Source organism: Thermobifida fusca YX (assembly GCF_000012405.1).
Classification (GTDB): domain Bacteria; phylum Actinomycetota; class Actinomycetes; order Streptosporangiales; family Streptosporangiaceae; genus Thermobifida; species Thermobifida fusca.
In genome coordinates this window covers 1-14,912 of record NC_007333.1, presented here as the reverse complement: position 1 = coordinate 14,912, position 14,912 = coordinate 1, and the positions used below count along the sequence as shown (strand labels likewise).

Genomic DNA, 14,912 nt, shown 5'->3' with positions numbered 1-14,912 from the left:
ACCTATCCTTTGCGTGCCGCGAGGACGCGTTCACAGATCTCGCGGACCGCCCCGGAGCCTCCGGGACGGGTCAGAACAAGCCGGGCCGCGGCGAGGACATCCGGATGGGAGTCCGGGACCGCGATCGGCCATCCGACCTCGGCCAGGCAACCGAGGTCATTCACGTCGTTTCCGACGTAGGCGACGCGGGCTGGGTCGAGCCCTTCGTCGGCCATCCACTGGAGCAGGGCTGTGCGCTTGTCGCTCAGCCCGTGCATCACAGGGACACCTAGTTTTCGTGCACGCGCCCGCACCACCGAGTTGACCTCGGTGGAGAGAATGCACACGCGGATACCTGCCTTAAGGAGCAGGCTCACCCCCATACCGTCACCGCGGTTCACCACCACCGTTTCACGTCCGTCCTGGTCCACGTAGACGCGGTCGTCGGTGTGCACACCGTCGAAATCGGTGACCACGGCGTCGACGTCCAACGGTTCTTCCCGGTCCAGTGCACGGGCGACCGCGCAGGCCAGGTCCAGTTCCTCGACCGAGTCCACTTCCACCGCGTGGGCGGGGTTGACCTGCTGCACGGCGATACGGCCGAAGAACCGGTGCTGGTGCTCGCGGAAACCGGAGACGCGCAGCACGTAGAACGCTCCGGTCTCCCGGTAATGCGGGGCGCGGTCCTGGCGGCGCGGCCGGTAGGTGTGGTCATGGTTGACCCCGCGTGCCCCATCGGGGGTGATGTGCCACAGGAACTCGTAGGTTTCCACGGCGGAGAACACCGAGTCGGCCAGGTCGTCGCGGACCTGCCGCACCGCGTCGTCCAGGTCAGCGGGGTCGATGAACGGGCTGGTGCACTGGACGAAGACCAGGATCTGCGGGTTGATGCCGTCTTCCGCGAGCCGGTCGAGGGCGTGCAGCAGCACCGACTCGGAGGACGCGGTGTCCGCGCCCAGGTCGGCAGGGCGTTCCACCACGGTGGCCCCGGCGTCGCGGGCGACTGCGGCGATGCCGTCATGGTCGGTGGAGACAACCACCATGTCGACGAGGTCGGCGCGGCGGCAAGCGTCCACTGCGCGCGCCACCAGAGGGCGGCCGCCTACTCTGGCGAGGTTCTTCAGGGGGACCCCCTTGGATCCTCCTCGTGCGGGTATGACGGCGACAACGCTCACAGGCTGGGCTCCAGGATCGGGAAGAGAAGAAGAGGACACACAACCCCCGCATCCGGTCCCGAAAACCGGTCAGGGGCCATCGACAGTAATGGGACTTCCCTACACCTGGGTGAACAGCAACCCCGCAAACAGTGAATATGACTTTGTGATCCGGCACAGGGTGCGTATCAGGATCTTTCACAGCAAAAACGGGCATTGCGGAAGACGGTGGTGCTGCTTCCCCTGCCAGCACGGCGGTTCCGATCGTTCACCTGCTGTTCATAGCGGACACTCCGGGAAGTCGACCTACTGCACGGAGTAAGAAACAGGAGCGGAGATCCCCAAGTCCGGCGTGTCACGCTTCCCTCTGCGCGCAGGTCTATGGCAAGGCACGGCCGGGTTCGGCAGACGGTGTGTGGCGAGCGTGGGACATCCCGCGGTGGAGCTGGACTGGGAGGACGAGAGGGAAACCGTGCTGGAGAAGGCCCCGACTGGTCTTGCCACGCATCAGCCGAGACTCGAGCAGGGTTCCCCGCCCTGGGCTCGCGGTGGCTTCCGCCGTGCCGCCTGTGCTGGGTGAACGCTCACGCAGGCATCACCACCATCGCCAGGACAACCCGCGCCGACTGCGACAGTCCTCCTTTTCACAAGGAAAGGAAGTTCACCCTCGGCGAGCAGCAAAGTCTTAGCGGCCCATCCGGGCAGGGCGCATGCCGCGCAAGCGTTCCACGGGATCCCGGCGGTCTCTGCGATAGACAGGGAGCACGGCGTCTACCTCTCCCCCAGTTGCCCATCACGTTCGCGCTTCAACGTGGGCGGCCTCTCGAGAGCCGTTGACACTTCTTCACCCCAGGAGATCGCCAACCACTTGGGAATGAAGGAAGGGGCAAGGCATCGGTCCGGCGCCGCCTGTACTTCAGGGTTGCTGCCCCTCTTAGGGGCGATAAGGAACCTGGTGATGACCAGCCCTACGTGGTGGGTGTCGAGATGTGCCGCAACCAGATCTCGAACGCGATGGAGATCTCCACGCCTAGCGGCGGGGATCCAGCGGGACGGATTCGCTCCCCAAGAGCGGAAATTAAAAGGCCCCCGCATCCGGCGAAGGCCTTGAACTGTGGGCGTACCTGGACTTGAACCAGGGGCCTCATCCTTATCAGGGATGCGCTCTAACCGACTGAGCTATACGCCCTTCGCTCGTGTAGAACTCTACCGCATCCAGGGGAGTGGGGCGAACCGGAAACCCCCGGGTGGGAGAGGAAGTCCGGAGTGGTTTGCTCCGTCTTCTTCAATTCTACCCGCTTCTGGAAGTCCTCGGGCCCGTGCTCTGCGGCACGGGCCCGCGAGAAGACTCACTCGGTTTCGCTGAGCGTTACGTCGATGCCGCCCACGAGGTCAGCGGACAGGTTGTAAAGCATCGCACCTGCGGTAGCGAGAGCCGTGATGAGGATGACGTTCAGCGCACCGAACAGCGCGGTGTATCCAAGAATCCGGGTCGGCGAGAACCAGACCTCCGGGTTGATGATGAACTCCTCACTGACCTCGTCCCCCTCGGTCAGCGAGGTGATCAGCTCCGTCACCGCGTCGAACACACCCAGGACTTCCAGCCCGGTGTAGAGCACTGCGACCGCCACGAACAGGATGATGAAGCACACCAGCGAGATGATGAAGCTGAACTTCATCACCGACCACGGTTCGATCCGGCTCAGCGTCAGATGCGCCTTACGCGCCGCGGTCTTGGCGGTCTTGCTTTCGGCACTCGGTGACGCGGCAACCGCTTCTGCTGCCATATCCGAACCCCCCTGTGCAGCTTCCGAGGTCGATGCCTCGGCCGCGTCCGCGCTCTCCGGAGACTCCCCCTCAGCGCCTCCGGTCGTCTCGGGACCCCCTGCCCCAGTCACTTCATCAGAGTCCGTGGCCGTCCCGAGCGTCTCGGTCTCGGGTCCCTCGACCTCGGTAGTCCTTGCGGCGTCTACTCCGCTCTTGTCGGTATTGGCAGGATTCGGCTCCACCGCAGCGGACTCTCGTTGCGCGTTGTCGGACATAGCCACGTTACCGCTGAACTCTCCCTATAGTCGGTGGAATTCGGGGAGATCTCAGGACAGGAGCACCGAACTCCACGAAACGAATGTCACTGATGACGAAAAACCACTCTATTGAGTGGTGGACATGGCGGCCAGTGGCACGCGCGAGGGGCGGGTAATACCTTTCCCCTCACGCGTGCGCACGCGTTTCACGTGAAACTCAGTCTTGTTCGGTGTCTTCGGCGTCCTCGGAACCGTGTGCACCGTTCTCGGCGTCGTCGCCCATCCCCTCCGTGTTGCGGGCGATAGCGACCACGTGGTTGCCCTTGGAGAGGTGCATGAGGCGGACGCCCATGGTGGCCCGCTGCGACTGTTTGATCTCCGCGCACTTGGTGCGGATCACGCCGCCGTTGGAGGTGATCGCGAGGATCTCGTCCTCGGGGTCGACCATCAGCGCGCCCACGAGCTTGCCCCGGGACTCCACGATCCTGGCGGTGAGCACGCCCTTGCCGCCGCGCTTCTGCACCGGGTACTGGTCGGCCGGGGTGCGCTTGGCGTAGCCGCCTTCGGTAGCCACGAGCACGTCCGTGGCGCCTTCGCCTTCCCGGATGACGTCCATGCTGAGCAGGTAGTCGCCCTCGGCGAAGCGCATACCGATGACACCGCTGGTGGCGCGGCCCATGGGGCGCAGCGAGTCGTCGGAGGCGGGGAATCGGATCGCCTGGGCGTTGCTGCTGATCAGCAGCAGGTCGTCGGTGGGGTAGACGAGCCGGGCGGCGATGAGCTCGTCGTCTTCCCGCAGGTTGATGGCGATGATGCCGGAGGAGCGGGCGGAGTCGAACTCCGCCAGCTTGGTCTTCTTCACCAGGCCGGAGCGGGTGGCGAGCACCAGGTAGGGGGCGGCGTCGTAGTCGCGCAGCGCCAGCACCTGGGCGATCTCCTCGTCCGGGAGGAACGGCACCAGGTTGGCGACGTGGTGGCCCCGGGAGTCGCGGGCGAGCTCCGGCAGCTCGTACGCCTTGGTGCGGTACACCCGGCCCTTGTTGGTGAAGAACAGGATCCAGTGGTGTGTGGTCGTCACGAAGAAGTGCTGGACGATGTCGTCCTGTTTGAGCTGGGCGCCGCGCACGCCCTTGCCGCCGCGCTTCTGCGCCCGGTAGTTGTCGAGGCGGGTGCGCTTCGCGTAGCCGCCCCGGGTGATGGTGACGACAATGTCCTCTTCGGCGATGAAGTCCTCCATCCGCATGTCGCCCTCGTAGGGGACGATCTCGGTGCGGCGGTCATCGCCGTACTTTTCGACGATTTCGGCGAGCTCGTCGCGGATGATCCTGCGCTGCCGCTCCGGGGATTCGAGGATCTCGTTGTAGTCGGCGATCTGCGCCATCAGCTCGTCGTATTCGCTGGTGAGCTGCTGGCGTTCCAGGGCCGCGAGTTTGCGGAGCTGCATGTCGAGGATGGCGCGCGCCTGCACGTCGTCGATGGCCAGGAGCTCCATGAGGCCGTTCTTCGCGTCGTCTGCGGAGGCGCTGCCTCGGATGAGCGCGATGACCTCGTCGATCCGGTCGATCGCCTTGAGCAGGGCGCGGAGGATGTGGGCGCGTTCCTCAGCTTTGCGCAGCAGGTAGCGGGTGCGCCGGACGATGACTTCGATCTGGTGGGCCACCCAGTGGCGGATCATCTGGTCGAGGCGGAGGGTGCGGGGGACTCCGTCCACCAGGGCCAGCATGTTCGCGCCGAACGTTTCCTGGAGCTGGGTGTGCTTGTACAGGTTGTTGAGGACGACCTTGGCCACCGCGTCGCGTTTGAGGACGATGACGAGCCGCTGGCCGGTGCGGCCGCTGCTCTCATCCTTGACGTCGGCGATCCCGCTGATCTTGCCTTCCTTGACGAGCTCAGCGATCTTCAGCGCAAGGTTGTCCGGGTTGACCTGGTAGGGGAGTTCGGTGACGACGAGGCACTGCCGGCCGCGCTTGTCCTCTTCGATCTCGACCACGGCGCGCATGGTGATCGAGCCGCGTCCGGTGCGGTAGGTCTCTTCGATGCCGCGCCGGCCGACGATGCGTCCGCGGGTGGGGAAGTCGGGGCCTTTGATGCGTTCGATGAGCGCGTCGAGGAGTTCCTCGTCGGAGGCGTCGGGGTGGTCGAGGTACCAGTAGACGCCTTCGGCCACCTCGCGGAGGTTGTGCGGGGGGATGTTGGTGGCCATGCCGACGGCGATACCCGACGACCCGTTGACGAGCAGGTTGGGGAAGCGTGCGGGAAGGACGACGGGTTCTTGGGAGCGGCCGTCGTAGTTGGGGCGGAAGTCGACGGTCTCCTTGTCGATGTCGCGCAGCATCTCCATGGCCAGCGGCGCGAGTTTGCACTCGGTGTAGCGCATGGCCGCTGCCGGGTCGTTGCCCGGGGAGCCGAAGTTGCCGTTGCCGTCGACCAGCGGCATCCGCATCGCCCAGGGCTGGGCGAGCCGCACCAGGGTCTCGTAGATGGCGGAGTCGCCGTGCGGGTGGTAGTTACCCATGACGTCCCCGACGACGCGGGCGCACTTGAAGTAGCCGCGGTCGGGACGGTACCCGCTGTCGTACATGGCGTACAGGACGCGCTGGTGGACGGGTTTGAGACCGTCGCGGACGTCGGGGAGGGCGCGGCCGATGATGACCGACATGGCGTAGTCGAGATAGCTGCGCTGCATCTCGACTTGGAGGTCGACCGGTTCGATGCGGCCGCCGGTGTTGTCGGGGGCCTCGGGAGTCGTGTTCACATCCGTCACGGGATGTCGATCCTTTTCTGGTGGGTCGTTCGCTGCCGGGAAACGTCAGGTTCGGGCTAGATGTCCAGGAAACGGACGTCCCGGGCGTTGCGCTGGATGAAGGCGCGTCGGGATTCGACGTCTTCCCCCATGAGCACGCTGAACATTTCGTCTGCCTGGGCTGCGTCGTCCAGCGTCACTTGCAGCAGCACCCGCCGTTCGGGGTCCATGGTGGTTTCCCACAGTTCGCTGGGGTTCATCTCTCCCAGGCCTTTGAAGCGCTGGACGAGGTCGCGGGGCCGGGGGTCCTTCTTGCCCGCTGCGATACCGGCGGCGATCTTCTCGTCGCGTTCGCGGTCGGAGTAGGCGTAGTCGACGTCGGTTCCGCGGGGGTCCCACTTGATCTTGTAGAGCGGGGGCTGCGCGAGGTAGACGTGTCCGGCTTCGATGAGCGGTTTCATGAAGCGGAACAGCAGGGTGAGCAGCAGCGTGCGGATGTGCTGGCCGTCGACGTCGGCGTCGGCCATGAGGATGATCTTGTGGTACCGCAGCTTGGTGATGTCGAAGTCGTCGTGGATCCCCGTGCCCAGCGCGGTGATGATCGCCTGGACCTCGTTGTTTTTGAGGATCCGGTCGATGCGGGCTTTCTCGACGTTGAGGATCTTGCCGCGGATGGGGAGGATCGCCTGGTAGTAGGGGTCACGCCCGCCTTTGGCGGAGCCGCCGGCGGAGTCTCCCTCGACGATGTAGACCTCGCAGCGTTCCGGGTCGGTGGACTGGCAGTCTGCGAGCTTGCCGGGCAGTGAGGTGGACTCCAGCAGGGTCTTGCGCCGGGTGAGTTCCCGGGCTTGGCGGGCGGCGATCCGGGCGCGGGCGGCCTGGGTCGCCTTGGTGACGATGTCTTTGGCTTCTCCCGGGTTGCGGTCGAGCCAGTCCCGCAGGTATTCGTGGCAGACCTTTTGGACGAAGGACTTGGCTTCGGTGTTGCCGAGTTTGGTTTTGGTCTGGCCTTCGAACTGGGGGTCGGCGAGTTTCACCGAGACGATGGCGGTGAGGCCTTCCCGGATGTCGTCGCCGGTGAGGTTCTCGTCCTTGTCCCGCAGCAGTTTCTGGTCGCGGGCGTACCGGTTGACGATGGAGGTGAGTGCGGCGCGGAAGCCCTCTTCGTGGGTGCCGCCTTCAGCCGTGTTGATGGTGTTGGCGAAGGTGTGCACCGAGGAGGTGTAGGACTGGTTCCACTGCATCGCGATCTCGACGGCGATCCCGTCGCCGGCTTCTTCGAACGCGATGATGGAGGAGTGGACGGGCTCCTTGGTGGCGTTGAGGTGGCGGACGAAGTCCGACAGCCCGCCTTCGTAGTAGTAGGTCTGGGTGACCGGGGAGTCGCCGACGAATTCGGGACGCTCGTCTCGGATGGTGATGGACAGTCCCTTGTTGAGGAACGCCATCTCCTGGAGCCGCCGGGAGAGCGTCTCGAAGTTGAAGGTGGTGGTTTCGAAGATGGAGCCGTCCGGCCAGAACGTGATCTGGGTGCCGGTCTCGTCGGTGGGCTCCCGCCTGATGAGCTCGGTGACCGGTTTGGTCATCTCGTAGCTCTGGGTCCACAGGTAGCCGTCCCGGCGGACTTCGACTTCGAGCCGGGTGGACAAGGCGTTGACGACGGAGACGCCGACGCCGTGCAGGCCGCCGGAGACCGCGTAGGACTTGCTGTCGAATTTGCCACCCGCGTGCAGGGTGGTGAGGACAAGCTCTACTGCGGGCTTCTTTTCTACTGGGTGCGGGTCGACCGGGATACCCCGTCCGTTGTCGGTGACCCGGACCCCGCCGTCAGCGAGCAATGTGACCTCGATAGCGGTCGCGTATCCGGCGAGCGCCTCGTCCACAGAGTTGTCCACAACCTCTTGGACAAGGTGGTGCAGTCCGCGCTCGCCCGTGGATCCGATGTACATACCGGGGCGTTTGCGTACCGCTTCGAGGCCTTCCAGAACCGTGATTGAACGCGCGTCGTAGGCCAAAGTTGGAAACACCCTCCTGCCCGGGGACGCCGACCATCCGCATGACAACCGGCGGACACACGGCGATCCAGGCGAAACGCGATGCTACGCCCCCGCCAAGACGCTGCTGCGACCCCGATTCCCGGTATCCGCTCCTAGGTGCGGTCTCTGCCGGTGGAGGCGTCCAAGAGAACTGCCTTCATGATACCTTGCGCGAAACCTAAAAGTCGCATCTAAGGCGCCTGGAACGGCCCTGAACGAACGAACGGTGTAGGAGACGAGTCCCCAACACATGACCTACCCCGGCGTGAACGCCCCGGTTGAATCAGTGCTGTTGGTTGATGGGTAGGCACGGGTCGTGGCCCGGTGCTGGCGTGGGCGCCGGTTCACCGGACCCGCCACTGGCCTCGTGAGGTCCGGTATCCGCCGGGGCCGTTGACTTTGATGACCCGGACGGCACCGTGGCCGAGCTCTTCGTTGAGCTTGCGTACTAGTTGGGGGGCCATGGCACGGATCTGGGTGGCCCAGGCGGGTGAGTCGACGGCGACGACGAGTTCCCCGTCAGCGTAGCTGCAGGGTCGGACGTGTTCGGCGAGGCGTTCGCCGACGATCCGGGACCAGCGTCCGAAGATGCCGCCGATAGCGACCTGCTCCTGCCAGCCGTGTTCGATGAGCCAGGCGCGGATGGCGTCGCCGAACTGTTGGGGTTCGCCGCGGCTGCGGACCAGGCTGCGCTGGGGTTTGCGGTCCTGTCCTTGGGGGGCGGCGCCGCGGGCTTTGGCTTCGGCGCGGGCTTTAGCGAGGGCTTGGCGGGCGAGTTCCACACCTCGCAGGGGGGTGGGAGGTGTGATGTTCTCCTCAGTCTGGGGAGAGTCGGTGCGTTCCGGGGCGGGGTGCTCACCGTTCACGTTCCACGCTCCCTCCTGTGACCCGGAATCGTGCCCCGGAGAGTTCTTGGGGGACATCGTCGGGTACGGCAGCGGTGACGAGGACTTGTTCCGCGGTGCGGACGTAAGAGGCGAGGCGGCGCCGCCGCTCAGCGTCGAGTTCCGCGAAAACGTCGTCGAGGAGGAGGACGGGGTCGTCGCCGTCGGCGCGGAGCAGTTCGAAGCCGGCGAGCCGCAGCGCGAGGGCGTACGACCAGGATTCGCCTTGGCTGGCATAGCCCTTGGCTGGCAGGTCGTTGAGCCACAGCTGCAGGTCGTCGCGGTGGGGGCCGACGAGGCTGACACCGCGCCGCAGTTCGTCGGGGCGGGCGCGCAGCAGTGCAGCGCGCAGGATTTCCACAAGCTGTGGACGGTTGGTGGTGTCGAGCTCCTCGTCAGTGGCCGAGCAGCGGTAGCGCAGGCTGATCGGGTCTTGGGTGGCGGTGAGTTCGCCGTAGGCTTTCGCGGCCAAGGGCTGGAGTTCCGCAACCAGGGCGAGCCGTGCCGCGAGGAGTTCCGCGCCGATCTGGGCGAGGTGCTCGTCCCACACGTCCAGCGTGGGCAGGTCGCGGCCGCCCCGGTGGTGGAGGTTTTGGGCGGCTGCGGATTTGAGGAGCGCGTTGCGCTGTTTGAGGACGCGTTCGTAGTCGGAGCGCACCCCCGCGTACCGGGGGGCGCGGGCGGTCAGCAGCTCGTCGAGGAAGCGGCGGCGCTCCCCCGGGTCTCCTTTGACCAGGGCCAGGTCTTCGGGGGCGAACAGGACGGTGTGGAGGATGCCGAGGACGTCGCGCATCCGGGTGTTGGGGGAGCGGTTCAGGCGGGCGCGGTTGGCCCGCCCAGGGTTGATCTCCAGCTCGATGAGGGCAGTTTGGCCGTGGCGGACCACGGCCGCGCGGATGACGGCTCGTTGGGCTCCTCGGCGGACGAGGGGAGCGTCGTGGGCCACGCGGTGGCTGCTATGGGTGGCGACGTAGCCGATCGCTTCGACCAGGTTGGTCTTGCCCTGCCCGTTCGGGCCTATGAAGGTGCTGACTCCCGGCTCCAGCTCCAGGTACGCGGCCTCGTAGGACCGGTAGTCGGCCAACTGAAGGTGGGAGACGTGCATGGGGCGGCTCCTGGGGACGCAGACCGGGGTCGCGCGGGCGTGGGCGCGAACCCGGGAGGTGTGGGGCGGCCGTGTCGTCCACAGGCTGTGGACCGCGCAGCCTAGTCGGTGTTCTTCTTGACGACCGCGTGCCCGCCGAACTGGTTGCGGAGTGCGGCGATGACTTTCATCGCCGGGCTGTCCTCCTGCCGGGAGGCGAACCGGGCGTACAGGGCGGCGGTGATAACTGGGGCGGGCACCGCGTGGTCAACGGCGGCTTGCACGGTCCAGCGTCCTTCACCGGAGTCTTCAGCGTATCCGCGCAACTGCTCCAGCTCGGGGTCTTCTTCCAGGGCGCGGACCAGCAGGTCCAGCAGCCAGGAGCGCACCACGGTGCCTTGGCGCCAACTGGCGAGCGTGCCGGGGACGTCTTTGACGATCCCAGAGGCGGCCATGAGCTCGTAGCCTTCGGCGAAGGCCTGCATCATGCCGTATTCGATGCCGTTGTGGACCATCTTGACGAAGTGCCCGGCACCGATTTCCCCGGCGTGGACGAACCCGCTCCCGGCCTCGGGGGTGAGGGCGTCGAAGATCGGCTTGGCGCGGGCCACGTTCTCGGCGCTGCCGCCGACCATGATGCCGTAGCCGTTTTCGCGTCCCCAGATTCCGCCGCTGACTCCCGCATCAAGGTATTCGATGCCGCGGCGGGCGAGTTCGTCGGCGTGCACGCGGTCGTCCCGGTAGTGGGAGTTGCCGCCTTCGATGACGAGGTCGCCCTCGTCGAGGAGGTCGGCGAGCTCCCGGATCGTGTTCCGGGTGGGCTCCCCGGCCGGCACCATCAGCCACACGGTCCGCGGGGCGGACAGTCGTTCCACGAGTTCGGCGATGGAGTCCACGTCGCGCAGCTCGGGGTTGACGTCGTAGCCGATGACCTCGTGCCCCTTGTCGCGCAGCCGTGCGGCCATGTTGCCGCCCATCTTGCCGAGGCCGATCATGCCGAGTTGCATGCTCGTCTTCCCTTACTCGTAGCCAGGTGGGTGGTGTGCGGGTGGCCGGCGCGGGTGGGTCAGTTGGAGATCCGCACAGGCATGATCAGGTACCGGTAGTCCGAGGCGGTGCCGTCGTCTGCGGGCTTGCCGGTGATGATGGCCGGTTTGGTGGAGGTCGTGAACTGCAGGTGGGCCACGTCTGATTCGATCGCGTTGAGCCCGTCGAGCAGGAAGGTGGAGTTGAAGGCGATCTGGATGTCGTCGCCTTCCAGGGTGGCGCTGAGTTCCTCCACAGCCTGGGCTTCTTCTCCGGTGCCGGCTTCGAGCACCAGGCGGTCGCTGGTGAAGGACAGCCGCAGCGGCGTGTTGCGTTCCGCGACCAGCGAGACGCGTTTGACGGCTTCGATGAACTCGTTCTTCTGGACTTCTGCCACCGAGTTGAAGGACTCCGGGAGGAGTTTCCGGTACTTGGGGAACTCCCCTTCCAGGAGCCGGGTGGTGGTGCGTCGGCCGCCGCCTTCGAAGCCGATCATGCCTTCGCCGCCGTTCTCCGCGGTGGACAGGGCGATGGAGATCTGGGCGCCGCCGGTGAGCGACTTGGCGGTGTCGGCGAGGGTTTTGGCGGGGACGAGGGCGACCGCGGACACGTTGGGGTCCTCGGGGGTCCAGGTGAGTTCCCGGACCGCCAGCCGGTAGCGGTCGGTGGAGACGAGGGTCACGGTGGAGCCTTCGATCTCGATGCGCACCCCGGTGAGCATGGGCAGGGTGTCGTCGCGTCCGGCGGCGACGGCCACCTGGCTGACGGCAGCAGCGAAGGTGTCGCTGAGCACGGATCCGGTCAGCGCCGGCATGGCGGGGAGGGTCGGGTAGTCCTCCACAGGGAGGGTGAGGATCGTGAACTTCGCGCTGCCGCAGGAGACGACGACTTTGGCCCCGTCAGTGCTGACTTCCACAGTCTGTGGAGGAAGGTTGCGCACGATCTCGGCGAGCAGCTTGCCCGACACGAGGATCCGTCCCGGTTCGTCGATATCGACGTCGACCGATACCTGGGCGGAGACCTCGTAGTCGAAGCTGGACAGGGTGAGCCGCTGGTGTCCGTCCACGTCGTCGGCGTCCAGCAGCATTCCAGCGAGGACGGGCACCGACGGACGGACCGGCAGAGTACGAGCGGTCCAGGCGACGGCGTCTGCGAGCACGTCGCGTTCGACCCGGAACTTCACGATCGGTCTCTCTTTCCTCGACGACTATGAACCGCCGACCGACGCCCTGGGTCGCACGTGTCGGCGCTTGCGGGTCAACGGACGGGACCGTCCGCGTCGGGATGTCGGTCAGGACATCGGGGGTGAGTTCACCACGGTACCCCTATTCGGGCGCGAGTGTACGACGGTCGAGGCGTCGAGTCGGAGGGGACTCTCCGAGAAGGAGAGTTGTGGACAGAAGTTGGGGCAGCGGGGAGCGTTGTCCACAGAAATCGGCCGAGCCCGTTTACTAAGCCACGAAGATCTCTCTTTGTGGCGCAGTAGTAATAGGGGCTGTGGATACTGTGGACAAACCCTGTTTTCGCAGGTCAGCTCGGTGATTTTTGTCCACAGGAGATGTGGATGGCGGGTGTGGAAAACTCGGCGTCCTGTGGACAGAGCGCGGTTGTCCCCAAGTCATCCCCAGGTTGTCCACAGCTTGTCCACGACTTTACCCACAGATCCCCTCATGGGATGACTGGATGTCGTGGCGGGTTATACACAGCGTATCCCCAGGCTGTCCACAGAAAATTGGGAGTTATCCCCAGAGTTATCCACGGCTTATCCACAGCTTGGGATGTGGTATAGGGCCGCGGGAGGGGCATGGGGAAAACAGGGGGAAAGTCCGGGGCGAACCGCCGCGAAGTGAGTGGTTTCACACCCCTGGGGAGTGCAGTGACCTCCCCCTGACCAGCCCGTGAACGGGCGTCGGGGGTGGCGGTCCACCCCCGACGCCCGTTCACAGATGGTGGTGGTTGTGGTGGGCCTGCTGCTTGATGCGGTTGGTGAGCTCGGTGACCTGGTTGTAGATCGAGCGCCGCTCCGCCATGAGCGAGCGGATCTTGCGGTCCGCGTGCATCACTGTGGTGTGGTCCCGACCGAACTGCTGCCCGATCTTGGGCAGGGACAGGTCGGTCAGCTCCCGGCACAGGTACATGGCGATCTGCCGCGCGGTGACCAGCACCCGTGAGCGGGAAGTGCCGCACAGGTCCTCGGGGGTCAACCCGAAATATGAAGCGGTCTGGGCCATGATTTCGGCGGCCGTAATCTCTGGGACTTCGTCGTTGGGGATCAGGTCCCGCAGCACGATGCTGGTCAGGTGCAGGTCGACCGACTGCCGGTTCAGGCTCGCGAACGCGGTGACCCGGATGAGCGCCCCCTCCAGCTCCCGGATGTTGGTGGAGATCTTGCTGGCGATGAACTCCAGCACCTCCGGGGGAGCGTTGAGTCCCTCCTGGGCGGCCTTCTTCCGCAGGATCGCGATCCGGGTCTCCAACTCCGGGGGCTGGACGTCGGTGATCAGCCCCCATTCGAACCGGTTGCGCAGCCGGTCCTCCAAGGTAACGAGCTGCTTGGGCGGCCGGTCCGAGGAGATGACGATCTGCTTGTTGGAGTTGTGCAGGGTGTTGAAGGTGTGGAAGAACTCCTCCTGCGTCTGCTCCTTGTTCTCCAGGAACTGGATGTCGTCGACCAGGAGGACGTCGATGTCCCGGTAGCGGCGGCGGAACCCGTCCGCTTTGCCGTCCCGGATGGAGTTGATGAATTCGTTGGTGAACTCTTCCGAGCTGACGTAGCGGACCCGCGCGCCCTCGTAGAGCCGCTGGGTGTAGTGGCCGATCGCGTGGAGCAGGTGGGTCTTGCCCAGCCCGGAGCCGCCGTAGACGAACAGCGGGTTGTAGGCCTTGGCGGGGGCCTCGGCTACGGCGACCGCGGCGGCATGCGCGAAGCGGTTGCTGGAGCCGATGACGAACGTGTCGAAGGTGTACTTGGGGTTGAGCTGGTCCGGGCCGCCTGACGTGGGGTTGGTCGACCCGTCCCCCCGCTCGGTCACGCCCAGCGGCGGAGTGACCGGCGGCTGCTCTGCGGAAGGCACGCCAGAGTCGCCGCCGACGTCGTGCGGACGGTTTCCGGCACCGGGGTGGGGGCCGCCTTCCCACGGGCGCGGCGTCTCCCAGCGGTTGGGTTGGTCCCAGTGGGGAGCCGACGTGTCCCAGCTCTGGTAGCGCGGGCCGGTGTCGGACTCGGCGACCGGGGCAGGGGATGCAGGACTGCCGGGGTCGGCCGAGGAGGGGTTCCACCCCGAGGACAGCAGGTCTGGGCCGCGGGAGAACGGCTCGCCCGGCAGCGGGCCCGGCCGTCCCGACGGGGTGAACTGGGGCGCGGTGGGCTGTGGATCAGGCAGCACAGGCTGCTGGGACCACGCCTGCTGCCGCGCCGTGTCGCGAGGCCCGGAGTAGCTGGCCGAGCCCTGGTCGGGAGCCGGGTGCGAGCTGTCTGGGCTGCTGGTGCTCGACGCTTCCTCGGTGGGCGCGGACGGCGGCACCGCGCTGGGATCCACGGTGACAGCGACCCGGATCTCCCGGCCGAGTTCGGCGGAGAGCGCCTGGCTGATGACCGTCCGCAGCCGGGTTTCCAGGATTTCCTTGGCGAATTCGTTGGGGGCGGCGAGCAGTGCGGTGTCCTCGATGAGCCCCAGGGGCCGGGTCTGCGGCAGCCAGGCCCGGTGCTGGGGAGGAAGGCTGTTGTTGTCGAGGTTGTCCAGCACTCTCGACCACACCATCGCGAGGTTGATCTGTCCCTCAGACACGGCGGCCTTCCATGTTTCGCCCCTTCCAGCGGTGTCCTACCGGCCGCGTCCTCGTCCCGTGGCGGGCGGCACGAGTGACACGGCACCCCATTGTGTCGTTCACCACGACGGCTCCCGTCTGTCCACAGCGTCAAGGAGCGACGTGATCAAACTGTGATAGCGAATGGTGTTCTGTGGGTAACTCGGTGTTTTCT

The 14,912-nt window shown here is 66.0% G+C and carries 9 protein-coding genes and 1 tRNA gene; all 10 read right to left on the bottom strand.

The features are described 5' to 3' along the window. Positions 1-2: 2 nt before the first annotated feature. The 10 genes from TFU_RS00050 to dnaA all read right to left on the bottom strand — a co-directional run bounded on the left by TFU_RS00050 (position 3) and on the right by dnaA (position 14,718). Complete coding sequence (locus TFU_RS00050) at positions 3-1,154, bottom strand: acylneuraminate cytidylyltransferase (RefSeq protein WP_011290458.1); 1,152 nt, start codon at positions 1,152-1,154, stop codon at positions 3-5. Between the two features lie 1,094 nt (positions 1,155-2,248). Beyond that, a tRNA-Ile gene (locus TFU_RS00045) sits at positions 2,249-2,322 on the bottom strand. Between the two features lie 160 nt (positions 2,323-2,482). Next, a complete protein-coding gene (locus tag TFU_RS00040) occupies positions 2,483-3,175 on the bottom strand; it encodes a DUF3566 domain-containing protein (protein WP_011290457.1) in 693 nt (230 codons plus the stop codon). 199 nt (positions 3,176-3,374) lie between these two features. Then, positions 3,375-5,921, bottom strand: a complete 2,547-nt coding sequence (gyrA, locus tag TFU_RS00035; RefSeq protein ID WP_011290456.1) for a DNA gyrase subunit A — start codon at positions 5,919-5,921, stop codon at positions 3,375-3,377. Between the two features lie 56 nt (positions 5,922-5,977). Then, positions 5,978-7,915 carry a DNA topoisomerase (ATP-hydrolyzing) subunit B gene (gyrB, locus tag TFU_RS00030; protein ID WP_016187959.1) on the bottom strand — a complete coding sequence of 646 codons (1,938 nt, stop codon included), beginning with the start codon at positions 7,913-7,915 and terminating at the stop codon, positions 5,978-5,980. 365 nt (positions 7,916-8,280) lie between these two features. Continuing rightward, positions 8,281-8,802: a DUF721 domain-containing protein gene (locus TFU_RS00025; RefSeq protein ID WP_011290454.1), complete on the bottom strand. Its 522-nt coding sequence runs from the start codon at positions 8,800-8,802 to the stop codon at positions 8,281-8,283. Beyond that, positions 8,792-9,925 carry a DNA replication/repair protein RecF gene (recF, locus tag TFU_RS00020; protein WP_011290453.1) on the bottom strand — a complete coding sequence of 378 codons (1,134 nt, stop codon included), beginning with the start codon at positions 9,923-9,925 and terminating at the stop codon, positions 8,792-8,794. Before recF ends, TFU_RS00025 begins: the two co-directional genes overlap by 11 nt. Before the next feature lie 101 nt (positions 9,926-10,026). After that, positions 10,027-10,911, bottom strand: coding sequence for a phosphogluconate dehydrogenase (NAD(+)-dependent, decarboxylating) (gnd, locus tag TFU_RS00015; RefSeq protein WP_011290452.1), 885 nt, complete (start codon positions 10,909-10,911; stop codon positions 10,027-10,029). Between the two features lie 59 nt (positions 10,912-10,970). Beyond that, a complete protein-coding gene (gene dnaN, locus TFU_RS00010; protein ID WP_011290451.1) occupies positions 10,971-12,113 on the bottom strand; it encodes a DNA polymerase III subunit beta in 1,143 nt (380 codons plus the stop codon). A 757-nt stretch (positions 12,114-12,870) separates the two neighbouring features. Next, the gene (gene dnaA, locus TFU_RS00005; RefSeq protein ID WP_011290450.1) at positions 12,871-14,718 is read right to left on the bottom strand and encodes a chromosomal replication initiator protein DnaA; all 1,848 of its coding nucleotides are present in this window, start codon (positions 14,716-14,718) and stop codon (positions 12,871-12,873) included. Between the last annotated feature and the right edge of the window lie 194 nt (positions 14,719-14,912).